Genomic DNA, 26,970 nt, shown 5'->3' with positions numbered 1-26,970 from the left:
TAATTATTCTGAATTAATATGAAAATGACTTCGGGCTTGCTATGCAAGCCCGAAGTCATTTTTTAAGGATAATATATATTTATTAATTCCTTTTTTGGTATTAAAAAAATGTAAAAATAAAAATCATTATTTGCAGATCATCAATGATTTTGTGGTTCTGTGTTTTTGGAAGTGGATTTTCCACCGAATTTTTGTTTCCCGATCAAAAGCTCAAAGAAAAGCTTAAAATCAGATAGGAGCGACCAAACAGGATATTTAAAGGTGGCAGGCCTGTTTTTTTCGATTACAGCGTGACTCAACCAGGCAAATCCGTAACCAAAGATCGGGACATACCATAAAAAACGTTCTTTTCCTGAGGCGATAACATATCCGATAACAAAAAAGACCAGCAGGGTTCCGATGAAATGGAAAACCCGGGTCCCGGATTTGCTGTGCTCTGTCAGATAAAACTGATAAAATTCCTTAAAGTTTTTAATTCTTTCAGCCATGGCATTTGTGATTTAAACTCTAAAACCTAGAGCAATAAGTTCGCCAATCTGAAATAACAAGTCCGGGCTGCGATCGCAGCCCGGACTTGTTTTATATAGCAGTAAAACTATGCTTTTTTCAGCTTGCTGTTCCTGTAGCCATAACAGAAATAAATGATCAGGCCGATTGCAAACCATAACCCGAACCAAAACCAGTTGTCATGGCTCATCCCCGTAAGCAGATACAGGCAGGAACTTAATCCGATTAAAGGAATCAATGAGAAATTTTTAATAAAAGTCAGGATGCAAAGCCCTAGATTAATCAGTATGAAAAAGAAGATGGATGCTCTGAATTCGCCTTGCTCAGGATCTTTCCAATTCATTAACGTATCAAAAAACTCAGGCTGCCAAAGATAGAATACAATCAGTCCGCCGATAAAGATAACCGGAAAAATAAATTTTCCGTTGATATACGGAAGGTGAAACCTGCCCTTCAGCTTTTCTTTGGCAGGCAACATCAGTACCCCTGCGCATACCAGTACGAAAGCGAAAATGGTTCCGATGCTGGTAAAGTCCAGAATAAAGGACTTATCGGTAAACAAAATGGGAATTCCCACCACAATACCGGTAACAACGGTTGCAAACGAAGGGGTTTTATACTTAGGGTGTACCGTCTGGAATTTCTGTGGCATCAGACCGTCACGGCTCATAGCATACCAGATTCTCGGCTGGCCCATCTGGAAAACCAAAAGTACCGTAGTAATGGCGACAATGGCAACGAAAGAAACGGTAAGTTCCATCCATGCTACGTTGGCATTTGATTTTTCAAAAATAAAAGAGAGAGGATCTCCAACACCATCAAACTTTCTGTAATCCACCATTCCCGTCAATACAAGTGTGAGTGCAATATAAATAACGGTGCACAACACCAATGAGATGATCATTCCTTTTGGCAGGGTCTTTTGTGGATCTTTTGTCTCTTCGGATAATACGCTTAATGCATCAAACCCGATGTATGCAAAGAATACCCCGGAAACGGCACTCATGACTCCGGCAAAACCGTTCGGCATAAAAGAGGCCACATGGGTTTCAGGATTAACAGGGGTCCAGTTATCTGTAGTGATGTAAGAAAATCCGACCAGAATAACCAGAACAATAACTGCCAGTTTTAAAATCACCAAAGCATTGTTGAAATTTTTACTTTCTTTGACTCCTATATAACACAGCCACGTAATCAGCCCGTTGATAACCAGGGCCGGAACATCCACAATGAATTTCAGGTTTACGATCAGGGGTGCATGGCTCCACGCGTTAATGAGTTCTTTATTTTCGGAGCCGTTGAGAAAGGCTTTTTTAGCTTCGGTATAGCTGCAGGTCAGATAATCAGGGATGTGCATGCCAAGACGTTCAAGAAAGCTGGTAAAATAATCTGACCAGGAAAAGGCTACATAAATATTTCCGAACGAATATTCCATAATCAGAGCCCAGCCGATAATCCATGCAATTAATTCCCCGAAGCTTGCATAGGCGTACGTATAGGCAGAGCCGGCTGTCGGGATTCTGCTGGCAAATTCTGCATAACAAAGCGCAGTGAAACCACAAGCGAAACCACAGATCAAATATAGTAAGATAACGCCGGGACCTCCCCTGAAAACAGCTTCTCCTAAACTGCTGAAACTTCCTGCCCCGATGATGGCCGCAATACCAAAAAAAACGATGTCCCAAACACCCAAGACTCTCAATAAACCTGTGGATGTATCTGAATCTGAATAAATTTTTCTTCTAAAAAGCTGACCCATTCAATACTATATTTTATTTGAAAAAAGCAAATGTAATTATTTCTCTCAAATAATTTTGTTTTTCTTAAGGTTTCTTATAAAAAGTTAAGAAGTCATAAAATCAGAATCACTTATTAACAATGTGTTAAAAGGCTTGTTTATGCAATATCTTTTCGATATTTTCGTTGACCAATTGTGGATAATTTCCACAGAATTTTAAATATTTAGACCTGGTTTTCAGGCTTGCCCATTTTAAAATTTACAAGTAATGAACTCGAAAAAAATACTCCTGGCGACTGCTGTTCTGTATTTCGGTATTGCCGATGCCCAACAGTCTCAATATTTTACGCATAAAGAAAACTACAGGTTCAATCTGGCAGAAAACCTTTATCAGACCAAGATCTATAATGCTTCACAGTACGAATATGCAAGACAGTATTTCTACAATGAGAACCTGTCCAGATCAAAAAAAGAAGCAGCGAAATTTTTCGATAATGTGATCGGCGTAATTCTTCAGAAGAATCATGCGGAAGACGGGCTGACCGCTTTTATCAAGGAATATCCGAATTCGGCCTATTTTGCTCAGGCGAACCTGCCGTTAGCAGATTATTATTTAGCGAAAAAAGATTTCCCTAAAGCCTTGGAAACGCTGAAAAAGATTAATCAATATCAGCTTTCCAAAGAAGAAAATACACAGTATATTCTGAAATTGGGGTATGCCAAATTTATGATGGGAGATTCCAAAGGCGCAACAGATGCACTGGAAGAAGCTTATAAAACAGCGGATGAATCACAAAAAGGAGATATTGCCTACATGCTGGGCCATTTGTATTATTCGGACAGGCAGAATGATAAAGCTTTCCAATATTTTGATTCGGTGAGAGACCAGCCGAAATATGCCAAACTGGTGCGTCCTTATTATGTTCAGATGTACTATAATGACAAAGATTACGATAAGGCAATTTCTGAAGGTACCGTATTGCTTAATGAAGATATTTCAGAAGCTTACAAAGCCGAAGTTCACAAGATTATAGGGGAAAGTTATTTTATGAAAAACGATTACGCTTCTGCGTATCCGCATCTTAAAGATTATCTGAGCGTTCAGCAGAACCCGTCTGAAAATGACCTGTATGAAATGGGTTTTGTCGCTGCACAGCTTAAAAAATATGACGAAGCCGTTTCTTACTATAACCAGTTGCTGAACAGCAATTCAGCGTTAGCCCAAAATGCTTATTATCAGCTTGGAAATGCTTACCTGGCGGTTGATAAAAAACAGGAGGCCCTTTCAGCTTTCCGTTCATCTTACCAGATGAATTATGATCCTAAGGTTAAAAAGCTGGCTCATGAACAGTATGCCAAATTAAGTTACGACATCGGAAACCCGTTTGAAAGTGCATCGACAGTTATCCAGAATTATATTAATGAAAATCCTAATGCGGCGAACGGAGCAGAAATGAGATCGCTTTTGGTGAAATCTTACCTGTATTCCGGAAACTACAAGGAAACGCTTAATGCTATCGACAGGCTTCAGAATTCCTCTCCGGACATTGATAAGATAGACCAGGAAGTTTCTTACCTGCTGGGGACTGAAGAGTTCAACAAGGGAAATTATGATGAGGCAGAACAGTATTTCCTGAGAAGTTTAGGATTCAATATCAATAAAGAATTTAACAGCAGGGCTTTATACTGGTTAGGACAGGTGTATTACCAAAAAGGGAATTATCCGTCAGCCATTGCCCGCTACGAAAAGCTGCTTACCGAAAACTTCCCTGAGAAACAGCAGCTGCCGTATGACCTCGGATATGCTTATTTTAAATCCAAGAAATTTGACCAGGCAGAAACCTATTTCAGGCAGTATTTGAAGAATCCGAAGCCTGAGTTTAAAAATGATGCTGAACTTCGTCTGGCAGATATTAATTATGCCAACAATAACCTGAATGAAGCCATTGCTATCTACGACAAAAATGAAGATGCGACAGATTATACCTTATACCAGAAAGCCATGGCTTTAGGGTTTAAAGGAGACACACAGGCAAAAATAACCAATCTTAAAAATCTCCTGTCGAAATATCCGGATTCCGATTATTACGATGATGCCCAATATGAGATCGGGACTGCTTATGCGGCTCAGGATGATTTTAACAATGCCAATGATTTCTTTAATAAAGTCATTAAGACGTCTTCCGATAAAGATTTGGTAGCAAATGCTTCCATCTACAGGGCACAGAACTATATTGACCAGAACCAGAATGATAAAGCATTGTCCGAATTGAAATCTCTGGGCGAACAGTACAAAAATACGGCGTATGCAGAGAAAATAGTTCAGGCTGCGAAACCTATCTTTACAAAGAACGGTGATGTCGCAGGATACGAGAGCTTTGCCAGAAATATAGGAGTTAATATAGATGCTGCTGAAATTGATGAAATTAATTTATCAACAGCGAAACAGCTGTTCACTAAAAAAGACTACAAGAACGCCATTTCTTATTACGAAAAATATTTGACCCAGAACCCAACGGGAGAAGGCTTATATCAGGCTAAATATGAACTTGGCGAAAGTTATTACCAGACCAAAAATGCAACCAAAGCACTTCTTGTGCTACAGGAATTAGCGGCTGTTCCTAATGATTACCAGGATGATGCGCAAACCCGTCTTGCTCAGATTTATATTGCTCAGGGCGATAATGCACAAGCAAGAACCTATCTGGAAAATATCAGCAATTCCTCAGACGTCAACATTAAAAACTACGCCAATGTAGAACTGATGAAGCTGTATGCTGAAGAAAGAAACTTCCCACAGGCCGAAAAATTGGCGGATGCTGTTATTGCCAATACTAAAAACTCAGTAGCTGTTATTGAAACGGCAAAAGTAATTAAGGCAAGGAGTCTGATGAATTCCGGAAAAGATAAGGATGCGCAGACGGCATATGCTTCGCTTGAGAAATCCTCAAACACTTCGGTGGCAGCAGAAGCTATTTATGCAAAAGCTTATTATCAGAATAAAGCAAAAGCCTTTAAGTCCTCCAACGAAACTATTTTTAAACTGGCCAATAACTATGCTTCCGAAGAATATTGGGGTGCAAGAGCGTTGGTGCTGATGGCTAAAAACTATGTCGGTTTAAAAGACAATTACCAGGCAAGCTATACCTGTGATCAGATTATTGAAAACTACAAGGATTTTCCTGATGTCGTAGCAGAAGCAAAAGAGGTTAAAAAACAGATTAAAAAGTAAAAGAGTAGTCATGTTAGCGTAAAATGTGTTAATGTACGGAAAGCATTGATACAGATTACATACTTAAATACAAATAATATGAACCGAAGAATTCAATTATTATCCATCATATTTTTAGGGATTTCGTCCGCAGCGTTTTCCCAGATTAAAGAAGAAAAGCTGATTCTTAATAAAAAAAGAGAACCGGAAGTAAAGAAAATTGAAAAAAAGAAAACTTCTGTAGAAACCATCAAAAATTATCCGCCGGAAGAAAAATCCCAGAATCCTGTACAGTACAAGATCACGGATGTTCCCGCAGTGTCCGACTTTAAAACTTCTACAATTCAGGGACAGGATGTAACACCGAAATTTGAAGGTTCAGTTCAGAATAACTATATTCAGTTTGGAATGGGAAATTACGGGAAGATCCTCGGTGATGCCAACGTTTCAAAAACACTGGAAAATAAAATTGAGGTAGGCGCGGATGTACATTTCCTGTCGACACAAGGCCTTAAAAAAGAATATCCATGGGATTCAAAACAAAGCTCGACTACATTGGGTGCATTCCTTAATTCTTACGGAGACAAGGGGAAATTTAACTTAAATGCCGAATACGGCTTAAACAGCTACAATTATTACGGTATTTATGCACTGGAGCCCGTAGATGTTGACCTGGACCAGCGGGTAAATCAGTTTAAAGTAAACGGCTATTATGATTTTTACTCCAATGAGATCCTGAATGATATCAGGGTAAAATCATCATTCTTAAAAGACCATTTCGATGCTCAGGAAAACCAGGTTTCCGTGCTGGCCAATTTATCCAAGCACGCTGTTGAAATCGGAAAATCAGGAATCAACCTGAATGCGGATTTGGGAGTAGGGCTGGAAGCTGTAAAAAGTGAGTTTGCCATCGTCGATAAGAATTCATCCAACTTCGTCAACATAGGTTTGGCACCTGAAGTGACATTCAGAAAAGGAGAATCTTATCTAATGCTCGGTTCTTCTTTTTCATTCCTGAACTCAAAAAATACAAACAGCCTGATGGCAGAACAGCTGAAAGCAAACAAGACATATTGGTTTCCAAAAGCTGAGTTCCAGGTTGCCGCAGGGGATGCATTTAAATTTTACGGTGGGGTAGACGGAGGCCTCAAGCTGAACACGTATGCAGATCTTCTTCAGCAAAACCCATTCATCGTATCGGACCAGTATCTTAAACCTACTGAAACAAAATATCATTTCTATGCTGGATTAAGAGGAGATATCGATGAAACATTCAAATATGATTTTTCAGCAGGATACGGAAAAATGAGAGATATCATGTTCTTTAAGGCAAACAGCTTGTTTGATAACAATTATACCCTCAACCGTGCTGCCTATAATTATGCAAACACATTTTCCACCGTATATGATGACGGAAATGTGAGTGACGTTAAAGGAAGCCTGCAATACTTTCCGTTGGCAAATTTAATATTGGATGCAGAGGTGAAATTTACCAAATTTGATCTTAAAAATTACGAAAATATTTACAATGTGCCGCTGTTTAATGCTACCATCGGAGCAAAATATACCATGCTGGATCAAAAATTATTACTCGGTTTCAAGGGACTTTTTGCCAGCGACAGAACGACCAATTCGTTTGTGCTTGAAGGAGTTGGGAGTCCTCTCATGTACCAGCCAACCGAAGACACCAATGATAAAGTTGGGGGCTACGCCGATTTAAATCTTTCTGCAGAGTACAAAGTTCACAAAAATTTCAGTATTTTTGCTCTCGGAAATAATCTTCTGAGCTCAAAATACCAGACGTACAAAGGCTATAAAGTCTTGGGTGCACAAATTTTGGGAGGCGTGAAAATTACATTCTAATGTATTGATGATACGTAATAATTAAATAAATTAATTGTGTATCGATTGCAGAAATGGCTCCGTAGTTCAACTGGATAGAATATTGGATTTCGGCTCCAACGGTTGGGGGTTCGAATCCCTCCGGGGTCACATTTAAGGAAGAAGTACTTTTATAAGTGCTTCTTCTTTTTTTTAATTTGTTGTTATCAGGAAATCAATTACTGGGACTTCTGCAGATAAACAAAAAAATCTACTATGCTTTTTCCAAGACAATAAAGAACACGGTGGAATATCTTCCGATCCAAATAAAACCATGCTCAGTGAATATCTGCCAGGTATTCAGTACAGACCAATTCTGAGAAGGCAAAAAGTTTTTACTGTTGAGAAAATAAACTGTATCTTATAGACCCGTCAAATGAAGTCCAAGACGTACAATAAAGTTTACGCAACAGCTTAAAAAAAGCAGTAATGAAAAAAGAAATAGACAAGGCTATAGATTTTTGTATTGATGCACTAAGTACTCCGAATGATAACCGACAGGAAGCTTTGGGCAATGATGCAGAAGTATTGGATGTGATTAAAAAGATTGCTGACATTCCCTACAAAGGCAGAGGTCTGGGAATAGGGGCACTGGGATATAAAGGCTACCGCAGCTCATGGAAGGATATATATGAAAGGTTTGAAGGCAAAAAAGAGATTACGCACCCTTTAGATTGGTGTACCGCAGCTTTATTGTTGTATGATTTTGCTGATTATACGGAAGAAGAAATTTTAAACTCTGCGCAAAAGATTACGTATGATGATATCATTTATAATCATATCCTGATACATATCATTACGAATCTTGTGATCAGGGACAAAATTGAAAAAGCTGAAAAATATACCGCATATTTTAGAAAAACAAAAATTTTCAAGGAGAATGACAATGTTGATAAAGGATTCTTAATCATCCTGACCTATTACGCATTAAAAGGAGATCAGAAGAATTTCTTTAAGTACTTTACGGCTTGCAAGCCTTCAATTAACAGATCAGAAGTAAATGATGCCAAGCAATCATTAGTCACCGCTTACGCAGATGCTCATGGGGTAGAAGCTGCCATAAACTTATGCAGACATAAAAACCTGGGCACTAAATATCATTCTGATGCGATAATCACTTACGCAGTGAAAGGTAAATATCAGGAACTTAAAGAAGTTTTTAATAAGTATCCGGAGCTAAAGCAGCATGAACTGGAAACTGAATTAAGTATGTTAATATCTGCTTACGAAAATGCGAAAATCAGAAAATTACCGGTCGATGACGATTTTGAAATCCTGTTTGAAAGAGCAAAACAAGTAGACAGGAAACTGCGGAGGGGAGATGGTAAACTGCAGGATGAATTGTTTCTTAATTTAGGGCTGGCCAGTCAAGATAATCCTGAGCGGGTTAAGCGTTGCAGGAAAGCAATCAAGAATAACAGCCTGAAAAAGGAGCTGCTAATACCATAAAATAATGTTTTTTTAACTGTTGTTTAATCGGATGATAAACTATAAAATAACGTTTCACAGTTTACGATATCTGATTATGAAATATATAGACATGGAACCTTTGTCGAAATGATTAAAACTAATGTTCAAATGAAAAATTCAATGGTTATTTTTAAATGGAAAAGCAATTATTTCATTCTGTGTGGTTTGATGCTTGGTATTTTCCTGAACTGCAGCGGAGACCATCCTCAAAACCGCAAAGATAAATCGTCACTTCCGGAAGTGAAGGAAATGAAAGCAAGTCGTCCGAAGATTATACTGGTTTACATCGATTCTGTAGCAAAACTTCCTGACGCGAAATTTAACGAGGCTGGTATCCGATCTTTAAATAAAAAATTTTTAAATAAACTGCCGCTGGTGATGTATGATTCATTGAAAGAAACACAAGGGCAAAACATAGTGATGCAATATCACTATAGTAAAAAAGAAAACCTCACAACAAATTCAGAAATGATTTTCCTGATTCCTGAATCCATGACAGAAACTTTAACTGTTGGTGATTTTACGGACTATTTCGGAGATATCAGAGAACAAGAGCCGTTGATCGGGATTATAAAGCAGCCTCTTCCTGAGTATATTGACATTTCCCCAAAGAGATCAATTAAACTTACTTTTAACAATAGTGAAAAACGGGATAGGGCAGGTGTTGTTATGATTTCGGTTCAGGATAATAAGTGATTGAATTATATTGTCTAAAAACCAGGAGAGAAGATGATCTATATTTTGGAGTCATATTAACATTAAGTAGATTAATACAGTAAATATGATTCTATAAAACAGACTTTTAACCTGTCAAAATCAAGATTATCCGTAAACATACGGAAAAGTAATTTTCGAGCGTGATCTGGAAACCTCTTCTGTATATGCTGAAAAAATAAAATCAGCTTTGATAAAAATAGAGTTGGATGATCAGGATGCTGATCTGTTATTGTATAAACTATTTTAGGTTAGTATTTATAAAATCTGCCAGCATCTTTGTGTTTCCGCTATAATGATGGTTTCCCGCAATGTGCTTCAACTGGTAATTATTGCCCAATTTTATGTCTTTATACGGAAAGTTTACAAATTCAAAGTCACTCAGAATGACCATCAACGGGATATTGACCATTTTATTGATCTCAGGAATTACCTGAAGGCTGCCTTTCGGTTCTTCGCCAAAATATTCCTTCAGATGAATTTTAAAATCGTTGCTTTTTGAAGGCCCGATAATAAATACTTTTTGAACTTTATTTTTTAAATCACCCGAAAATCTGTTATATACAAAAGGAGTAACATCTGCACCGAATGAATATCCGATCAGGATCACTTTTTTATTTTTTCTTCTTTTTAACTGATGATTGATATAGTCTTCAATATCGGATGAAGTCTGTTCAGGCGTTTTCTTTTCCCAAAAGTAAGTTTTGGTATCCAAAGCAAATACATCATAACCAAGCGCATGAAGATTTTCTCCAAAGCTTTTTGAGAAAGTATTGAAGCCGGCATCACCGCTGAGGTAGAAAATAATGGGTTCGTCGGAATGAGAATTCCATTTTGTAATCTGAAAATCCTTTTTATAATCACAACCCAAAAACAGGGCGAATATGGAGAAGTAGATTACTGTTTTAAGAATTCGTTTCATGGTTTCATCACTTTATTTAATGCGGTTGGAATTTGTAATAGCTCAAGGTCGTTATTGTAAATCAGATATTTATTCTCCCAGAGATCAGCATACTTTTCTTTAAAATTTCTAAGGGTTTGATAATGTTTGAAGCTTCCGACTCTCTGGTACGCAAACTTCAAAATTTCTTCTGCCGTATTATTAGGTTCATCCAGTCCAGCCATGGGTGTCATTCCCATATTGATGAATTGCAGTTCTTTCCCTTTTGCATATTCGACAAGTTTTACAATCAAAGCATCGATACTGCCATTGGGAGCATCTGCTGTTTTTCTTATCATATCGTAGCTGCATTCGTCCGGCGCACAATGAGGGATAATATTCAGGAAAGCAACGTAGTTTCCTTCTGCATTAGAAATAACGATTAAATCCTGCTCTTTCAAAACTTCTCTTTCAAACATACCTTCTGCAAACACAATTTCCTTCTTATCGAACTCCTTTAACCATTCATTCGAAACCAGTTCGGCTTTATCCAGGATTTCATCCTTGTGTGGTGCATATTTTATCTCCGTAGTAAATCCTGACTTCTCCAGGGTATTGATTCCGTTCCGGATAGACTTTTTATCTTTGCCCGATAAGCTGAATTTTTCAGTATCAAGAATGGCATCCTGACCTATGAATAATTGCTTTTTCCGGAAAGGTTTAAAATAATTCAGTTCTGCTTCACCAACCCGATAATAGGTTGTTTTCAGGCTGTTATTTTTACAGTACTCTTCAAATTCTTCAATTAAACTTATTTTATCTCCTTCTTCACAAACAGGACTTTCTAAAATCACTGCGAATCCATTAGCAATTCTATATGCCAAAAAGCTTTCACGGTTTTCAGCAAAGAATAACTTTTTATCAGAAGTCAGTTTAAAATAATCCAGGGATGAGACACCATATTCTTCCACAAGGCTTTCTGCATCATCACGGTCTTGCATATCACTTTGCTCAATCAATTTATTTGTTCTGTAAAAAGAGAAAATAAGCACCAGCCAGGAAACCACCCCCAAAATATGATTCAATTGTTGAAAATCTCTTGCAAAACCCGTGTGCGACGTCAATCCGGAATTTTTGAATAAAAGAAAAGTCTGTAACGTGTAATAGAGCGCTTCTGTCTTAGTGAAATCTATTCTGAAATGAGATGGATCTATAAAATAGAAACTGAGGTAATTGAAGATGAAGATACTGACGAAAATTCCCAGAAACCAACTGAACCCGTTTTGAAGCGATGTTCTGTTAACCCTGAATGCATATTCTTTCCGACTGTAAATCAATAATCCAAAAGTGAACAACGCAAAAAGAGCCTCTTCATAATCTAAAGCTTTTATAAGATTGAAGATCACAGAGCTTATTGTAAGAATCAGAGCAAAATACCAGGCCCGTTTACTTCCTTTGAATAAATTCGCTGAAGTAATCAGTAACAGTACGCCGGACAAAAGCGTAAACATTTTCGAAATATGTATGAAATCCTGTGAGAGATAACTCTTTACGATAGATAAACGATTGGCTAATGCCGGCGTAATGACAGATAGGATATTGATAATACCCAGAAAGAATATCATCATAACAGGTAACAGCCTGGCAAACAACTTCCTGCCGCTCCAAAGGTAAGCGATAACTCCTAAAATCAGGGGCAGCCAAAATTCAAAAAAACGATACAGTAAGGTGATGCCTAATGCTTCTGTGTGATGATAGCCAAAATTAGCCAGAATGTACGTCAGTGAAAATTCGACGGCTCCTAATCCTCTCAAAAATGGCGAGACGATCATCAGTAAGATGGAAATAACATACGATATTGCTGCTGCTGTAAACGATGCTTCCACACCAAAAGCATACATCGCAATGAGCAAATGAAAAACACCACAAAACTCAATAGCTATCGACACTGCAACAGTATACCAAAAGTATTTTTTATCAATTTCGTTATTGAATATTTCATCAGCAGAACTGATGATCTTCGGGAATCTTTTTCCGATGAACCGGTAAAGAGAATTCTTTCTTCTAAATGATATAAAAATCCCATAAAGGAGTACTAATAAAACCGATAATGAAATAATGCCAAACCAGCTGTTATCAAAAGCTTTGTTTACGGAAACTGCATATACAATCAATGGAACACCTACAATAAGGACAGTTAGAAAACTGACAAAACCATAGATGGCACTGGCCTGATGAATTTTTGAAGATTTATATCCTTTGATTCTGATATTGCGGGGAAGATAGGCGAGTGAACTTACTCCTCCCGCAGGAAGAAAAATACTCAGAAGATTACGTTTCAGGAATAAGCTTATGGAGTCTGCAAGCTTAATATTCAGGTTTACACTTTTAAAACTGGTAACATACATCAGACCCTGAAGAAAAACATAAACAAAAACCAAAAGAACTCCAATGAAAACCCACTCAATATTTGAATTTTTTAATTGTGGACCGATTGCTGAAAGTTCGTGTCTTTCGCTCCTGAAAAAAACAAAAGCTAATAGCAAAACAACAATTGCTAAAACCTCTTTCCATCTGCTGAATGTAATCACTTTTGATAATTTCATAATTTTCACTGGGCTCTGTATGGATATAAATTTAATGAAGCGACAGTATCAAAAATAAGTAAAATACAGTTATCTTCATTATAATTATTTGTTGTGAAAAATTAACTTTAATGTTAGCAAATCTCATGAGCACTTGTAGATGTTTTGAAAAGAAATACACCAGTAATTTAGCTTAGGAATTTAATAAAATTTAGCATTGCATTCTCCGATAAAAGACTATATAGTATCCATCAATACTTGCAAAGGTATTGTGCTTGACGGAGCGATTGCATATCCTTTTCAAGATGAGCACAGCTAACAAATCTATCCGTAAAAAATGGAAAAACCTTTACTGTTTATAACGATTAAAGTTCAGCCCTGATTCTGCTGAGCTGAGTAGGAGTAACGGCTAAATAGGAAGCTACCTGGTTAAGCTTCAGACGAGAGATCAATTGTGGATAATTCTTTTCAAACTCCAGATATCTTTGTTTGGCCGTAGCTGATTTAAGGGTGATTTCTGAAAATTCCTTTTCAACGACCCAATGGCGTTCCAGATAAGTAATATAGAAATTGGCGATATCATTATACTTTATTGTCAGATTTCTGAAATCACTGAAAGAATAACTGATGAGTTCCGTATCTTCCAAAGCTTCAATGGAAAAAGACCCGGGTTCCTGTTTTAACAAAGCACTGGTGGAAGCTACCAGTGAGTCTTCCGGAAAAAATCTTTTAATGATCTTTTCACCTTTTTCATTAAGATAATAATAGGACAGCAGTCCTTTTCTGACAAAAGCAATATCCTTAGGAATTACGCCCTGATCTAAAAAATGGTTTCCCTTAACGATAGAGGATGTTTTCAATAAAACCGACCACAACTTTTTCGATTCTTCCGAGATCGAGGAATAACGATCGATAAATTCCCAAAATGCTGTCATCATATAAAGATAAAGCAAAATACAAAGATTGTAACAAAATTTAAAAAAATTAACATGTTTTCTGATCTCTCAACATATGTATAGAATTTTGAAAATGCAGGTATATAACTTTGTCTCAACAAAAATAAATTACAATGATAAGATCATTATTTGTCCTGATCGTTACCTGTCTTGCAGCCAAAATGTTTTCTCAAAAAGTAGACTCATTGAGTATTTACAGTGAATCGATGAACAAGGAAATTAAAACCCTTGTCGTGCATCCTTCAAAAAACAGGAATAAGAATTTGCCAACGGTTTATATCCTGCACGGTTACAGCGGATATCCCAAAAGAACATTAATGCAGGATATTCCGGCTTTAGGAAAGCTTAGTGAAGAAATGCAGATGATATTCGTGTTACCCGACGGAGATTATAATAGTTGGTATATAGACAGCCCGAATCTAAAGTATGAGACCTTTATCGTCAAAGAATTGACCGGCTATATTCAGAAAAACTATAAGTCTGATCAATCGAGGACGACTCTGATGGGATGGAGTATATGCGGGCACGGCGCGTTGTATATTGGTGCAAGACATCAGGAAACTTTCACCGCAATCGGAAGTTTGTGTGGCGTTATAGATTTTGTTCCTTTTGGAAAAGAATATGATGTTCCCAAACTTTTAGGGGAAAATCCTGAAAAATGGGTTTCTTACACAGCTGTTTCGCAAATAGATAAGTTTAAAAATACAAGGCAAAAAATTCTGATCAGTTGCGGAACCAGTGATCCCCTGCTTGTACAAAACAGAAAATTTCACGACCAGTTAATTTTGATGAGTATCCCTTATATCTATGAAGAGCGTCCGGGTGATCACGATGCAGCATATTGGTCCAAGGCTGCTGTTAATCAAATATTTCAACTTTATCAGTTCTTTGCAGACTATGATTAATTTTAAATACTTTACGGATAAGAAAAAAAGTTTTCTGATCTCACCGATATTCATTTTATTGTTTACAGGTTGTTTAAAAAATAATAATAAACCAATCCCAAATCAAAAAGATATGTCAGACATCCAATATAAAAATCCTGTAGGGCTTTTCGATCCTGCACCATATGCATTTTCCCATTCTACAATGGCTTCTGTCAACGGACAGTATGTATTTATCTCCGGACAAAGCGGTGGACAGGGTTTAAAACATCAGCTTTCGGATGATTTCAGGATGCAGGTTAAAGCAGCTCTGCAAAACCTGATCACTGTTCTTAAAACATCAGATCTGACGACTGATGACGTCCTTAAAATAACCATACTGATTGTTGATCACGATCAGGAGAAACTTAAAATCTGGACAGAAGAAATGCAAAAGGTATGGAAGAACAATCAATTTCCTGCCAGTACTTTGATTCCGGTACCGAAACTTGCGCTGGACGGAATGCTCATCGAGGTCGATGCCATAGCATTTAGGCCTTTATAGGATCATTTATTGGTATGGTTTTTAAGGCATCCGACAGCTGTTGGCTGCTTTATTTTTGGTTTTTGTCATCACCATAAGGTAATACTAATATAAAATTAGAATGATCTTATCAATTATTTTGACGGATCATAATTTGGGAAGATAAATTAAAGGGCTTTAATTTAGATTGTCCAGCCAATGTAAATCCAACATTTTCAAAGAAAGGAATCAGTGCGCTATTTGCAGGTAACTCTACCCAGTGTGAATAATTTTTTGTAACAGACAGACATTTATGCCATAACGATAAACATATTTCCTGAGTGTTATATCCGGAAAGAATAAAAAACGATAGGCAGACTGCTCTTTTGTCCTCAAGAACGGTGGGCTGATTGAAAGTATTCCTGATCATGGCATAACCTAAAGCTTCTTCATCATCAAATACAATGATCAACTGGGTTCTGAGGTCATTGAGATCATTAATTGCGGTTCTCCGGTCGAGCTCATTTTCAATATAAGTATTAAGAGTAAGAGGATCAATAAGGTTATCATATATTTCATTTAAATGAGCCTGCTTTAACACTAAAAAGCGATCAATTCCTTCTTCTGATCCTACGGTAAATTTTGATATGATATTCATTGAGTATTGAATTTTCCAACAAATTTAAGGGATGATTCAAAGCAGTACACAATACAGATTATTGAAAAATAAACGGTACAGTTAGTTTTTCATCCAGTTTCCGATTTTTTCTATAGCTTCAAAAGTTTCCGGTGTTAAATGGCTGGAAAATACGGTTCGGAAGTTATGATAATAGGTATTGGTAAACGAAAATGGATGACCTAGTGTGAAGGAAACTCCAAATCTCTCACAGGTTTTATAAAATAGCGCCATATCTCTGTCAGATTCCAGCTGGGTCCAGACACTATATCCTCCCTTTGGAATTGTTGTTAAGGTTGTCTCCGGAAAATATTGATTAAAATGATTGACCAGTTTAATGGCTTGAAGTTCCAGCTGCCGGCGAATCGTTCTAAGGTGGCGGTCATAAATTGATGAAGATAAAAGTTTTATTATAAGCTCTTGATTTATGGGTGAAACGGATCTGCCCAGGGCAAATTTCAAACGTTCTGCTTCAGAAAAGTAACGGCCTGCCGACAGCCAGCCTAACCTGATGCCTGGAGCCAGGCTTTTCGAAAACGAAGATACCCGTTATAACGAGACCCTGATTATCAAAATTTCTGATTGTTGACGGTCGTGCTCCGTTAAAATAGAGATCTCCATAAATATCATTTTCAATAATGGGAAGATTGTGAAAAGCTGCAATATCATAAAGCTCTTCCTTCGCCTGATCAGTCATCAGTATGCCGGTCGGATTATGGAAATTGGGTGTTACAACAATTGCTTTAATATCATTTTTTCTACACACTTCCCTAACGATCTCCAGGTCAATACCGGTGTTATTTCTTACAGGGATTTCTACAGCTCTAAGGCGAAGATTAGCAAGGATTTCCAAAACTGAAAAAATGCAGGGGCTTTCTATGGCAATAATATCATTCGGTTGTGTGGTAACAGCTAATGCAATATATAAAGCCTGCAAAGCTCCGTCTGTGATGATGATTTCTTCCTGTTGTACCAGTGCGCCATGCAACGCTGAACGTTTGGAAATTAGTCTGCGAAGTTCTTCTGCTCCATGAGAAGGGTAATATCGCAATAGAGCCGCCCCTTTCTCACGAATAATTTTCTGCATTGTAGTAAGAATCAATTTTTGAGGAATTAAAAAATCAGAAGGAACGGCCGCATGCAAGTGAGTTATTTCATGATGTTGCCGTTGGTGTGAGGTGATAAATACATTTTTTCTAAAGACCGGATCTCTCGGAATTGCTTTGAGATCAGATCCGGAAAAAACTGATGTTTTTTTCAGTTGATCATCGACTATAAATCCAGAGCGGGGAATGTTTTTTACAAGTTCTTTATATACAAGGTAGTCATAGCCATTTTGTACGGAACTGATGCTGAGTTCATATTCATTTTTGATTTTTCTGACAGAAGGTAGCCGATCACCAGGTTTTAACAGTCCTTTGGTAATGGTTTTTTTCAATTTCATCTGTAAATTTTCTGTATTTGTAATCCTTCATTATGAAACGCACTTTACTAATTTAATAAATGTACCGAATTTATTATCAATTAGCCCGGAAATAACCGTTGAATTTATTTTCATCAATATATAATTAAGATCTTTTTCTTTAGATTCCTGTTTTTCATTTATCAGAAACAATAAGTTTTATCTTCAAGATATTCCAGCATTGCGTACAGAAATCCATTTGACAATAAATAAGCCGGATATATTAGTATCCGGCCTAAACACATTAAGAAAAGTAAAAGTAATACGGTCAGACAGCATACTTCTTCCGGTAGGCAAAATAAAACACCAGCGGCAGGATCGTAAACGAAAGGACCATGCAGATGATCAGTCCGCCGACAATCATAATGGCAAGGGGTTTCTGGATTTCAGATCCCATTCCGTTGGAGATGGCGGCGGGGAAAAGTCCCATCGAGCCCATCAGCGCAATCATGACTACCGGGCGGATCCTGCTTTTAACGCCTTCAGAAATCGCTTTTCTTAACGGCATTTTCTGCTGCAGGTTTTCCTTCATCACGCCGATCAGGACAATCCCGTCGATGGTCGCCACCCCAAAGAGGATGATAAAGCCGATCCCTGCAGAGATTCCGAAAATGGTCCCGGTAAACCATAGGGATAAAAACCCGCCGATGAAGGCAAACGCCAGGGTGACCGATGAGATCAGCGTATCTTTCATATTTCCGAAGTTGAAGTAAAGCAGCATCAGGATCAGGATCAGCGATATCGGAACCACCATCATCAGCTGTTTCGCGGCTCTTTCCTTGCTCTCGAACTCACCGGCCCAGGTCATTTTGTGCTTTTTAGGGATATGGACATCTTTGGCAACTTTGGCTTTGGCATCTTCAATCGTGCTTCCCAGGTCGCGGCCTTCAATGTTGAACCCGACCCCGATATACCGGCTGCTGCCTTCACGGTAGATAAAGGACGGACCTGTATGGTAATCGATGGTGGCGATTTCCTTCAGCGGGACCTTCTTGCTGTCTTTGGTCGGAATCAGAATGTTGCCTATCTTTTCAGGATTGTCACGGTACTGTTTCTCGAAACGGAGTGTGACGTCAAACATCCGTTCTTCCTCATAAAATTTCGTGGCAGCCTGTCCGCCGATGGTCATTTCGATCACTGCCTGGGCATCCGCCGTGGAAATACCGTATTTAGCCATTTTGGAATCGTGCAGCTGGATCCTTAACTCCGGCAGCCCGATGTTTTTGAAAACATTTACGTCCGAAATCCCCGGTACCATTTTAATGGAATTAGCGACTTTGTTGGCATAATCTTCCAGTTCGAAAAGGTCGTTCCCGAAAATCTTGATCACCAGAGGGGCTTTTACACCGGCGACATATTCTTCCACATTGTCCTGGATGGGCTGGCTGAAACCGAAATTGATGCCGGGGTATTTCTCCAGCGAGATCCGCATTTTTTCCAGCAGGTCTTCTTTGGAACCTTTATTTTTCCATTCGCCGGCCGGTTTCAGCTGGATGTTGAATTCGATATTGAAAAATCCGGTAGGGTCGGTTCCGTCATTAGGACGGCCGGTCTGGGTCATGACGAATTTCACTTCATCATAATTTTCCAGGGTCTTTTTCATTTCCTTGGTCAGCCTCACGGATTCGTCAAGGTTGACGCTGTTCGGAAGGGTAGCCCGCACATAGATCGCTCCTTCGTTCAGCTTTGGCAGGAATTCCGAACCGTAGTTGGAAAATTTAAGACCGCAAATGACAAGCAAAGCACCGAAACCGATCATAAACCCTTTCTTATGACGGTCTGCAAAGGTATATAGCCGGTACACATTCACCCTGAAAAACCGGGAAATCACGTTTTCTTTTTCTTCGATATTTTTGGTCAGCAAAAGCTTGCACATCGCTGGAACATACGTCAGGCTCAGGATCAGTGAGCCCAGCAGGGCATATCCTAAGGTAAATGCGAGCGGCGAAAACATTTTCCCTTCCACTTTCTGGAAAGAGAAAATAGGCATCAGCGCAACAATCAGGATCAGCAGGGCAAAAAAGATGTAGCCGGCCACGCTTCCTGCGCTTTTCTTGATGATTCCCAATTTCGACATTTTATTGAACCGCTCAAGGCCCACTTTTTTGGCTTTATGTTCCAGGGCGACGAAGACATGCTCGACGATAACCAACGTTCCTTCCAGCAAAAGACCGAAATCCAGCGCCCCCATGGAGATGAGGTTGGCCGGCAGGCCCTGTATTTTCAGCATAATGATAGCGAAAAGGAAAGCCAGCGGAATGACCGACGCCACAATAAATGTCGTTCTCCAGTTGTACAGGAAAATGAAAACGATAATGGACACCAGGATGATTCCCTCGATCAGGTTTTTGGTCACGGTATGCACAGTCGTGTTCACCAGTTCTGTACGGTCGATAATCGGGACGATCTGTACGTCGCCGGGCAGCTCGCCGCCGTTGAGTCCGGCAATCCGGTCTTTCAGCCGGGCGATCACATCACTCGGATTTTCTCCGCGGAGCATGATCACGATGCCTTCCACCACGTCATCCTCTTTGTTGTAGCCCACTTGGCCCAGCCTTGGCTTTGCCGAAACTTTCACTTCCGCAATATGCTTCACCAGGATCGGCGTCGAACCTTTCACTTCGATCTGTATGTTTTCAATATCCGCTTTGCTTTCCAGAAGACCGATCCCACGGACCACATAGGCCTGGTCGCCTTTGGACACCACATCGCCTCCGACATTTACATTGCTTCTCGATACCGCTTCATAGACGTCAAGAGGGGAGAGATCGTAATTCTGGAGTTCCGTTGGGTTGATCCTGATCTCATAGATTTTTTCCTCACCTCCGAAGCTCACGATGTCCGCCACGCCGGGAACCGCCAGCAGCTCCCTTTCAATCACCCAATCCTGGATGGAAGTCACTTCTTTGATCGGCAGCTTGCTTTTGATGATGTACCGGTAAATTTCACCGGTGGCCCCGGACGGAGGCTCGATGCTGAAATCAGCCCCGTTGGGCAGGTCTACATTGCCGAGCCGGTTGGAGGCATATTGCTGGGCATAAAAATCATCGACATGGTCGTCGAAGGTCACCGTCACCACAGACAGCCCGAATAAGGAAATGGAACGCACCGAAGCTTTGCTTGGGATGGTGTTCATCTCTTTGGAAATTGGCAGGGTGACAAATTTTTCTATTTCCTCGGCACTTCTTCCCGGCCACTGGGTAATGACCCGCACACGGGTATTGGTAACATCCGGAAAAGCCTCGATGGGGGTATGAATATAAGAATAAATGCCTCCGGCCAGCAGCAGAAAAGTTCCCAGAAGGACGATCAGGGAATTTTTAAGGGAGAAGGAGACTATATTCTGAACGAATTTTCGCATTATGGGGTAGAATTAAGTACTTGAAATAATTTAACAATGGGTTTTTGAATTTTAAAATTCTGGCTTTAAAGCCAATAGCAAGAAGCGAATGGCTATCAGCTATTTAACGGTTTGGTTTTTCAGGTTTTCATAAATGATCAGGCCGTTGGTCGCCACGACGCGTTCGCCTGCTTTCAAGGAACCTTCTACATAGGTGGTGCTGTTGTTGGAAACAATTTCGGTAACGTGCCTTACTTCCAGATCGCAATCCTGCTTGTAGACCAGCACATAGCTTTGATTGTTGTCGAAGATCAGTGCCTTGGTCGGGACGGCGAGGGCGCTTACATTCTGGGAATTGATGGGAAGGACAATATCCGCGGACATCCCCGGTCGGAGCTTCATGTTGTTGTTATCCATCACGATCTTAGCCTTTAAGACCCTTTCATTTTCATTAAAAACCTGTGATACTGCATCGATTTTTCCGGTAAAGCTTTCGTCGGGATAGGCGAGTGTTTTGATCACCGCCGGCTGGTTGACGTAAATGTGGCGCATGTTGGTGGCATAGACATTAGCCATCACCCAGACCTTATCCAGGTTGGATATGGTGAAAAGCTTGTCGCCGCCCGCCGAAACCGGCATTCCGTTGGAAATGTTTTTTTCGATCACATATCCGTCTGCCGGAGACTTGATGAGGAAATCGCTTTTCCCGGCCGAATACAGCTTCATGTTCTTCTGGGTCTTGGAAATGTTGGATCTCAGGATCTGGACTTCCGACCTGGCTTCTTCCAGGTCTTTCTGTGAAGCGATATCGTCTTTGAACATGGCTTCCACCGAGGCGAGCTTTCTTTTGGCCACGGCAAGCTGGGCTTCCAGGGTCTGGGTATCGCCCTGCATTTCGTTCAGGGAAACACTTTTCACGCTGGCCAGCACCTGGCCTTTGGAAACATGGTCGCCGATGGAGAAATAGGTCTGGGTCACCACCCCGTCCACCAGGCTCACGAATGGCACGGTCTTATCGGAATTGCTTTCCACCTCACCGGTAAGCGTGATGCTTTCTTCGATGGGCTGCAGGGCAACGGTTGCCAGTTTCAGATTGGATTTAAGCTCGGGGCTGATGCAGTAGGCTGCAGGTTCTTTGTTTTCCCGGATTTCTTTCTGCGAGCAGCCCGAAAGTGCCAGCAGCAGGGGAAAGCCGTAAGCGGCCATATATTTTTTTGTTTTCATTTTCTTAAAGGTCTTTTCCTACGACGTATTGTAGGTTTTCAAAATATTCGTTCAGTTCCTTTTTCGTTTCGAGGATGATGGTTTTGTTGTCGATGAAGGTTTCCAGGAAATCCATGTATTCCAGCATGCTGATGTTCCTCAGCCTGAAATTTTTCTCATGGCTGATCAGCAGGGAATCCAGCGTATTTTCATAGTCGTTGTCCAGCTCAGCGGATATTTTTTTGGTCCTCAGGTAGTTTTGGTAAACGGAACTGATTTCATTCTGCGACTTCACGATATTCTTCCTCGTCTCATAGCCTTTTTTATCAACCTCAATCCGGGCATCCTGGATATTGCCTTTGTTCCGGTCGAAAACCGGCAGATCCAGGGAAACACCGAAACCGATAAAATCTTTCATGATATTCCCGCCTCGGTCATAGCCCACGGAAAAAGTAAGGTCCGGGGTCTTCAGGGCATTCTGCAGTTCCAGATTTTTCAGGGCCTGCTTTTCCTGGTTTCTGGCGAGCAGGATATCAGGGCGGTTTTCGGCGGATTCGATGATCCATTGTTGAAGATCAAGCTCAGAGAAATCTCCCGGAGGCTGTTTCAAAGGGTCGTTAATCATGATGTAACGGTCTGCCGGCAGCATCAGCAGGGCTTTCAGTTCCGTCTGTTGTTCTTCCGCTTCCTGTTGCAGGGAAACCTGTTTTTTCCGGAATTCCACCTCCTGCGCTTTCAGCCGGATGTATTCGGCTTTGCTGATGTTCCCGGAAGTCAGCTGGTTTTTATAGGAGGCCGTCAGTTTCGTGATGGAAGAAATCTGGCTGCCGTACAGGCGTTGCAGTTCCTGGTTGTAAGCCAGTTCCGTCATCGTATTGCGGAGCAGCTTTTTCAGTTCCCGCAGCACTTCCTGCCATTCGTATTTCTCACCGTCCACTTCAATCTTCTGCAGCTCGATGTTTTTCCTCCGCTTGCCGGCGGTTTTAATCACCTGTTCCACCTGCACCGAAACCTGGGAGCTTTTCCCCCAGTTGCCGATGAGTGCCGGCTGTGCTTCAATGTCATACGTCCGCCAGAGGTTCACCTCATCCACGGTTAAGATCGGATTCGGCCAGTATTTCGCCTGCAGCACCCGGGCTTCCGCCTGGGAAATTTCCAGTTTCTGTACCATCAGGTCGATATTTCGTTCAAGGAATATAGCCTCTACTTCGGATCTGCTGACTTTAATCGTGTCATTCACCTGTGCGGAAGCGTACGCAAAAAGCGGGATGCAGAGTATCGTAAAAATAATTTTCTTCAAAGCTTTCTATTTAGGCTGCAAAGTTATTTCCGACAAATTAGAGGGAATGTCAAGCCGGATTAAGATCCGGTTAATCCAACATTAGAGTTTGATTAGAGGGAGTGGGTTAGGCTGGATGCGGGATGCTGGGTGCTGGAAGTTTTTGCGGTTAATGGCAGGATTGACGGTTTTTTGATTTGGTGTGGGTTAGGCTAGGGTATGAAGAGTTGATAGGCTGGATGCGGGATGTCGGGTGATGGAGGTTTTTTGCGGTTAAGAGTATGGTCAATCGTCTTTTTATTGACATAAATCTAATCGTAAGATCTATAGTTTATTATTTGATTATCAATAGTGTCGGGCTTTAGCCCGATGGATGGTATGGTTGCCATTAAAAACCGGCTTCAGCCGAAACGTAGGTTAGGTTTCATCTTCTTCGGTATGAATTTAATCGTAAGATTCATAGGTTGTTCTCTGATTATCAATAGCGTCGGGTTTCAACCCGAGGGATGGATAAGGTGATTTAAATTAAAACCGGTTTCAGCCGAAATGCAGGATAGGTTCCGGCTGAAGCCGATCGTCATGCGTCATAAGGTAAATGGGCTTCCTTCGACTGGCTCAGGATAAAAAAGTTCATTCCTATTGATCTTAAAAACGCATAAATTTTAACGCAAAGTTTTAATAAAGATTCCGCGTATTTTCAAGGGAGCAGAGAAAAGCGGCAAAGCCGCCTGCGAAGCGCACGTTTATGCATACGCTTCATCAGATCAGCTCGCTGATCCCTTCTTTGTCTCCTTAAATTATACGTTATAAAAATAAAACCTTTGCGTTAAAAAAACAACGCAGCATTATGCACCTGCATATTAAATGTTCAATCTTTAACTTAAATAGGTAGGTGATAAACTACTGTTAATCAAAAGACTAAAAATTCCCCTCCCTCGGAGGGGTGTCGAAAATTCAAGGAATTTTTGAAGGGGTGGTTTAAGACAAAGGTTGATGTAAGACCATTGAACCTTTGTAAAACCAGCTTCCAATCCAAACCCGCTTCAATTCAAATCCCCGTTAAAAACCAACGACACCGTCGTCCCTTTCCCCAACGCAGACACAATACTCATCTCAATACCGTGATGCCGCAGGATGCTCTCCGATAGCGACAGCCCGATGCCGCTTCCTTTCACCGCGCCTACGTTTTTTCCCCGGTAGAAGGTCTCCGTGATTTTCAGGAGATCTTCCGGTGCGATCCCGACGCCGGAATCCTCAACATCTATCGCCAGATGCCCTTCTTTCTCATAGATCCGGATGATCACTGGGCTGTTGTCCGAATATTTCAGTGCATTTTCAACGATGTTGTACAGGGCAAGGTAGAGCAGGGTTTCGTTGCCTGGATATTCTAGCAGGGAAAAATTGGTGACCTCCAGCTTTACGGAAATCACGGCAGGGTTCCAGTTCCGGTGGTTCTGCAGCTTTTCGTGAACCTTCCAGACCACTTCATCGATGCGGAACAGCTGTCGGGGTTTTTCGATTTTTGAAAGGCCGGACATCAGCAGCAGGTTGTTGAGGATGCTTTCGATTTCATAGACGTTTTCCAGCACTTCTTTGGCTACTTCTTTGTACTCCTGTGGCGACCGTTCCTTCCGGGCGAAAACTTCAAGGCTGCCCGAAATGGCGGCCAGCGGCGTCTTGAACTCATGGGAAACGTAATTGATAAAGTTCTGCTGCAGCAGCATATTTTCGCCGATCCTTCCGAGGAGGCGGTTGTAGGATTTGATCAGCTCATCGATTTCATCATGGGTGTTGGTGGAAGTGATGGCCTGGGAAATATCGGTTTCACTGACGCTGTTGATGCGCCGGATGACTTCCGAGACCGGTTTGTAAACCACTTTGGAAAGATAGCGGCTCAGCAGGTAAATGGCCAGCAGCCCGACCGCCAGCACCGAAAGCATAATGATCAGCAGGCGGATGATCTGCGACGAAAACGAATCGCTGGACGACTTCACGAAGACCACGAAATTTCCCTGGTTGTCCGGGTAATAAATCCCGTAATAGAAGTTGTTGTCCGCCATAAACTGCACCTTTCCGTCGGCCCGGGCTTTCCGGAGGTCCTGCGGTTTGATATTCGGGTCGTCGAGGTTCATTCCGAAGGTTACCGCGTTGTTGGGATTGTAGACGGCGACCTGGCTGTTGCGGATGAGGTGGTTGTATTCTTTCTTGATCTGGGTATGCGCCGGTTTGGGAAGCTCGTCCTTTTCCAGGTAATAAATGGCCGAGATCAGCGCCGTATTTTTCAGCCGGTCGAAATAGGCCAGCTTCGTGCTGTCGTAATAGGCGATGAAGATCACCACAAAGGTAATGACCGAAACGATGCCGAACGACAGGCTGGAAATCAGGGTAAAGCGGTTCCTCAGCGTCATACCGGTCAGTCTTTGATGAGGTAGCCGGCCCCTTTTACGGTGTAAATCAGCTGCTCCCCGGATTCGTCGATCTTGTTCCGGAGGTAGGAGATGTAGACATCCACCACGTTGGTGGTGCTGTCGAAATTGATGCCCCAGACGCCGTTCAGGATCTGGGTGCGGCTCAGCACTTTGTTCTTGTTTTCCAGCAGGAAGAGCAGGAGCTTGTATTCCGTGGGCGAGAGGTTCAGCGGCCGGTCGTCCTGCGTCACGATGTGGAGGTCTTTGTTGAGGGTAATGTTCCGGCAGTGCAGCAGTTCCGGGCTTTTCTGATAGGACAGCCGGTTGCGGCGGGTCAGCGCATTGATCCGCGAAAGCAGCTCATCAAAATGGAAAGGCTTCGTCAGGTAATCATCGGCGCCCAGGTCCAGCATTTTCACCTTGTCGTCGGGGCTGTTCAGCGCGCTCAAGACCAGGATCGGGATGTGGATTTCCTTAAACCGGATCAGCTGCGTCAGCTGGATCCCGTCCAGGCCGGGAAGCATAATGTCCATCAGGATCATCTCAAAATCATAGGTTCCAATCATCTCCCTTGCTGCTTCACCGCTTTCGGCCAGGCTCACCTGATGCCCCGCTTCGCCCAGCCCCTTCACCAGAAACCTGCTGATTCTTTCGTCATCTTCTACCAGGAGAATATTCATGTTGCGAAATTAAGGCCTAAGATAGGGAATTTTGGGTAAATGGTGATTTTTGAACTGAAGGAGGTTGATAATATAGGATATAAAAATTCAGTATAAATACGGATTGCCGTAAACAGGCATAATTTGTTATTATTACATTTGGTAATTAATGTATACATAAAATTTTATTAGACAGAATGAGAAAATTTATTGTTAATAATTAGAGTAAGAATTAATAATAATATTTTGATCAATTTATAAAATATTCAACAAGAAAAATGTGTAAAAATGAATCCAAGTTATTATCAGAGTCAGATTAATAAATTAGAGAAAGAAATTTCAGAATTTCAGAAAAAAATAGCTGATGAAAGTAAAAAAGAGAATGATAAGAATAAACAAATAGATTCTGTGAATAAATCTATTAATAAAAATACTTCTATATCTACTCTGCAGAGTAAAGAAAGGCAAATTCAAGGCTATCAAAATGATATTTTTAATTGTAAGAAGAAGATAGCAGATTATCAAAAAGGCACCTACATACGACACTCTCCCACAAAGTGTGTAAGTTAAAAAGTCAGGGCTTAGATTTTATAATCTGAGCCTTTCTTCAAAAAT

Annotated in this window: 21 protein-coding genes and 1 tRNA gene; 9 read left to right on the top strand and 13 right to left on the bottom strand. The window is 40.7% G+C overall.

What is annotated here, in order from left to right:
- Positions 1-140 precede the first annotated feature (140 nt).
- Both MKJ01_RS13130 and MKJ01_RS13125 read right to left on the bottom strand, forming a co-directional pair.
- Positions 141-488 (bottom strand): DUF962 domain-containing protein, encoded by a 348-nt coding sequence (locus tag MKJ01_RS13130; protein ID WP_241614583.1) that lies wholly within the window; start codon positions 486-488, stop codon positions 141-143.
- Positions 489-595: 107 nt separating this feature from the next.
- On the bottom strand, positions 596-2,266 hold the full coding sequence (locus MKJ01_RS13125) for an APC family permease (RefSeq protein ID WP_241614584.1): 1,671 nt from the start codon (positions 2,264-2,266) through the stop codon (positions 596-598).
- 247 nt (positions 2,267-2,513) lie between these two features.
- On the opposite strand from MKJ01_RS13125, the gene MKJ01_RS13120 reads away from it, so the two are divergent.
- From MKJ01_RS13120 to MKJ01_RS13100, 5 genes are all read left to right on the top strand, one after another.
- Entirely contained in the window at positions 2,514-5,477 is a 2,964-nt protein-coding gene (locus MKJ01_RS13120; RefSeq protein WP_241614585.1) for a tetratricopeptide repeat protein, read from the top strand.
- Between the two features lie 78 nt (positions 5,478-5,555).
- Positions 5,556-7,319 carry a hypothetical protein gene (locus tag MKJ01_RS13115; RefSeq protein ID WP_241614586.1) on the top strand — a complete coding sequence of 588 codons (1,764 nt, stop codon included), beginning with the start codon at positions 5,556-5,558 and terminating at the stop codon, positions 7,317-7,319.
- A 55-nt stretch (positions 7,320-7,374) separates the two neighbouring features.
- Positions 7,375-7,448, top strand: a tRNA-Arg gene (locus tag MKJ01_RS13110).
- Positions 7,449-7,766: 318 nt separating this feature from the next.
- Positions 7,767-8,786 (top strand): hypothetical protein, encoded by a 1,020-nt coding sequence (locus tag MKJ01_RS13105; RefSeq protein ID WP_241614587.1) that lies wholly within the window; start codon positions 7,767-7,769, stop codon positions 8,784-8,786.
- Positions 8,787-8,915: 129 nt separating this feature from the next.
- Positions 8,916-9,503 (top strand): hypothetical protein, encoded by a 588-nt coding sequence (locus MKJ01_RS13100; RefSeq protein WP_241614588.1) that lies wholly within the window; start codon positions 8,916-8,918, stop codon positions 9,501-9,503.
- A 259-nt stretch (positions 9,504-9,762) separates the two neighbouring features.
- On the opposite strand, the gene MKJ01_RS13095 is transcribed toward MKJ01_RS13100, so the two are convergent.
- The 3 genes from MKJ01_RS13095 to MKJ01_RS13085 all read right to left on the bottom strand — a co-directional run bounded on the left by MKJ01_RS13095 (position 9,763) and on the right by MKJ01_RS13085 (position 13,924).
- Positions 9,763-10,443, bottom strand: coding sequence for a virulence factor (locus MKJ01_RS13095; protein WP_241614589.1), 681 nt, complete (start codon positions 10,441-10,443; stop codon positions 9,763-9,765).
- Entirely contained in the window at positions 10,440-13,007 is a 2,568-nt protein-coding gene (locus MKJ01_RS13090; protein WP_241614590.1) for a phosphatidylglycerol lysyltransferase domain-containing protein, read from the bottom strand. Before MKJ01_RS13090 ends, MKJ01_RS13095 begins: the two co-directional genes overlap by 4 nt.
- 344 nt (positions 13,008-13,351) lie before the next feature.
- Positions 13,352-13,924, bottom strand: a complete 573-nt coding sequence (locus MKJ01_RS13085; RefSeq protein WP_241614591.1) for a Crp/Fnr family transcriptional regulator — start codon at positions 13,922-13,924, stop codon at positions 13,352-13,354.
- 131 nt (positions 13,925-14,055) lie between these two features.
- On the opposite strand from MKJ01_RS13085, the gene MKJ01_RS13080 reads away from it, so the two are divergent.
- Together MKJ01_RS13080 and MKJ01_RS13075 are read left to right on the top strand one after the other, a co-directional pair.
- Positions 14,056-14,847, top strand: a complete 792-nt coding sequence (locus tag MKJ01_RS13080) for an alpha/beta hydrolase family protein (RefSeq protein WP_241614592.1) — start codon at positions 14,056-14,058, stop codon at positions 14,845-14,847.
- A 112-nt stretch (positions 14,848-14,959) separates the two neighbouring features.
- Positions 14,960-15,370, top strand: coding sequence for a RidA family protein (locus tag MKJ01_RS13075; RefSeq protein WP_241614593.1), 411 nt, complete (start codon positions 14,960-14,962; stop codon positions 15,368-15,370).
- 109 nt (positions 15,371-15,479) lie between these two features.
- Here the strand turns inward: MKJ01_RS13075 and MKJ01_RS13070 are convergent, their stop codons facing one another.
- From MKJ01_RS13070 to MKJ01_RS13060, 4 genes are all read right to left on the bottom strand, one after another.
- The gene (locus MKJ01_RS13070) at positions 15,480-15,986 is read right to left on the bottom strand and encodes a hypothetical protein (protein ID WP_241614594.1); all 507 of its coding nucleotides are present in this window, start codon (positions 15,984-15,986) and stop codon (positions 15,480-15,482) included.
- Between the two features lie 81 nt (positions 15,987-16,067).
- Positions 16,068-16,502, bottom strand: a complete 435-nt coding sequence (locus tag MKJ01_RS18795; RefSeq protein WP_252120879.1) for a hypothetical protein — start codon at positions 16,500-16,502, stop codon at positions 16,068-16,070.
- Complete coding sequence (locus MKJ01_RS13065; RefSeq protein WP_252120878.1) at positions 16,477-17,448, bottom strand: PLP-dependent aminotransferase family protein; 972 nt, start codon at positions 17,446-17,448, stop codon at positions 16,477-16,479. The genes MKJ01_RS18795 and MKJ01_RS13065 overlap by 26 nt, the downstream gene beginning before the upstream one ends.
- 286 nt (positions 17,449-17,734) lie before the next feature.
- Entirely contained in the window at positions 17,735-20,767 is a 3,033-nt protein-coding gene (locus MKJ01_RS13060; protein WP_241632645.1) for an efflux RND transporter permease subunit, read from the bottom strand.
- Between MKJ01_RS13060 and MKJ01_RS18845 the strand changes: the two genes are divergently transcribed.
- A complete protein-coding gene (locus tag MKJ01_RS18845) occupies positions 20,720-20,851 on the top strand; it encodes a hypothetical protein (RefSeq protein WP_302850489.1) in 132 nt (43 codons plus the stop codon). The two genes, MKJ01_RS13060 and MKJ01_RS18845, sit on opposite strands and share 48 nt — an antisense overlap.
- 75 nt (positions 20,852-20,926) lie before the next feature.
- Here the strand turns inward: MKJ01_RS18845 and MKJ01_RS13055 are convergent, their stop codons facing one another.
- The 4 genes from MKJ01_RS13055 to MKJ01_RS13040 all read right to left on the bottom strand — a co-directional run bounded on the left by MKJ01_RS13055 (position 20,927) and on the right by MKJ01_RS13040 (position 26,376).
- Positions 20,927-22,030, bottom strand: a complete 1,104-nt coding sequence (locus MKJ01_RS13055; RefSeq protein ID WP_241614595.1) for an efflux RND transporter periplasmic adaptor subunit — start codon at positions 22,028-22,030, stop codon at positions 20,927-20,929.
- A 4-nt stretch (positions 22,031-22,034) separates the two neighbouring features.
- The gene (locus MKJ01_RS13050) at positions 22,035-23,309 is read right to left on the bottom strand and encodes a TolC family protein (RefSeq protein WP_241614596.1); all 1,275 of its coding nucleotides are present in this window, start codon (positions 23,307-23,309) and stop codon (positions 22,035-22,037) included.
- A gap of 1,022 nt (positions 23,310-24,331) precedes the next feature.
- Positions 24,332-25,696: a HAMP domain-containing sensor histidine kinase gene (locus MKJ01_RS13045; protein ID WP_241614597.1), complete on the bottom strand. Its 1,365-nt coding sequence runs from the start codon at positions 25,694-25,696 to the stop codon at positions 24,332-24,334.
- 5 nt (positions 25,697-25,701) lie between these two features.
- Entirely contained in the window at positions 25,702-26,376 is a 675-nt protein-coding gene (locus MKJ01_RS13040) for a response regulator transcription factor (protein ID WP_241614598.1), read from the bottom strand.
- Positions 26,377-26,643: 267 nt separating this feature from the next.
- Here MKJ01_RS13040 and MKJ01_RS13035 point away from each other — a divergent pair, with 267 nt between their 5' ends.
- Complete coding sequence (locus MKJ01_RS13035; RefSeq protein ID WP_241614599.1) at positions 26,644-26,925, top strand: hypothetical protein; 282 nt, start codon at positions 26,644-26,646, stop codon at positions 26,923-26,925.
- Positions 26,926-26,970 lie beyond the last annotated feature (45 nt).

Origin of the sequence: Chryseobacterium sp. SSA4.19 (assembly GCF_022601875.1) — a bacterium.
GTDB lineage: Bacteria > Bacteroidota > Bacteroidia > Flavobacteriales > Weeksellaceae > Chryseobacterium.
This window is presented reverse-complemented; position numbering and strand designations above follow the sequence as displayed.

Excerpts from the sequence above, each read along its gene's own strand:
- MKJ01_RS13130 (WP_241614583.1), bottom strand. The coding sequence starts at position 488 with ATGGCTGAAAGAATTAAAAACTTTAAGGAATTTTATCAGTTTTATCTG.
- MKJ01_RS13125 (WP_241614584.1), bottom strand. The coding sequence starts at position 2,266 with ATGGGTCAGCTTTTTAGAAGAAAAATTTATTCAGATTCAGATACATCC.
- MKJ01_RS13120 (WP_241614585.1), top strand. The coding sequence starts at position 2,514 with ATGAACTCGAAAAAAATACTCCTGGCGACTGCTGTTCTGTATTTCGGT.
- MKJ01_RS13115 (WP_241614586.1), top strand. The coding sequence starts at position 5,556 with ATGAACCGAAGAATTCAATTATTATCCATCATATTTTTAGGGATTTCG.
- MKJ01_RS13105 (WP_241614587.1), top strand. The coding sequence starts at position 7,767 with ATGAAAAAAGAAATAGACAAGGCTATAGATTTTTGTATTGATGCACTA.
- MKJ01_RS13100 (WP_241614588.1), top strand. The coding sequence starts at position 8,916 with ATGAAAAATTCAATGGTTATTTTTAAATGGAAAAGCAATTATTTCATT.
- MKJ01_RS13095 (WP_241614589.1), bottom strand. The coding sequence starts at position 10,443 with ATGAAACGAATTCTTAAAACAGTAATCTACTTCTCCATATTCGCCCTG.
- MKJ01_RS13090 (WP_241614590.1), bottom strand. The coding sequence starts at position 13,007 with ATGAAATTATCAAAAGTGATTACATTCAGCAGATGGAAAGAGGTTTTA.
- MKJ01_RS13085 (WP_241614591.1), bottom strand. The coding sequence starts at position 13,924 with ATGATGACAGCATTTTGGGAATTTATCGATCGTTATTCCTCGATCTCG.
- MKJ01_RS13080 (WP_241614592.1), top strand. The coding sequence starts at position 14,056 with ATGATAAGATCATTATTTGTCCTGATCGTTACCTGTCTTGCAGCCAAA.
- MKJ01_RS13075 (WP_241614593.1), top strand. The coding sequence starts at position 14,960 with ATGTCAGACATCCAATATAAAAATCCTGTAGGGCTTTTCGATCCTGCA.
- MKJ01_RS13070 (WP_241614594.1), bottom strand. The coding sequence starts at position 15,986 with ATGAATATCATATCAAAATTTACCGTAGGATCAGAAGAAGGAATTGAT.
- MKJ01_RS13065 (WP_252120878.1), bottom strand. The coding sequence starts at position 17,448 with ATGAAATTGAAAAAAACCATTACCAAAGGACTGTTAAAACCTGGTGAT.
- MKJ01_RS18845 (WP_302850489.1), top strand. The coding sequence starts at position 20,720 with ATGAATATAAGAATAAATGCCTCCGGCCAGCAGCAGAAAAGTTCCCAG.
- MKJ01_RS13055 (WP_241614595.1), bottom strand. The coding sequence starts at position 22,030 with ATGAAAACAAAAAAATATATGGCCGCTTACGGCTTTCCCCTGCTGCTG.
- MKJ01_RS13045 (WP_241614597.1), bottom strand. The coding sequence starts at position 25,696 with ATGACGCTGAGGAACCGCTTTACCCTGATTTCCAGCCTGTCGTTCGGC.
- MKJ01_RS13040 (WP_241614598.1), bottom strand. The coding sequence starts at position 26,376 with ATGAATATTCTCCTGGTAGAAGATGACGAAAGAATCAGCAGGTTTCTG.
- MKJ01_RS13035 (WP_241614599.1), top strand. The coding sequence starts at position 26,644 with ATGAATCCAAGTTATTATCAGAGTCAGATTAATAAATTAGAGAAAGAA.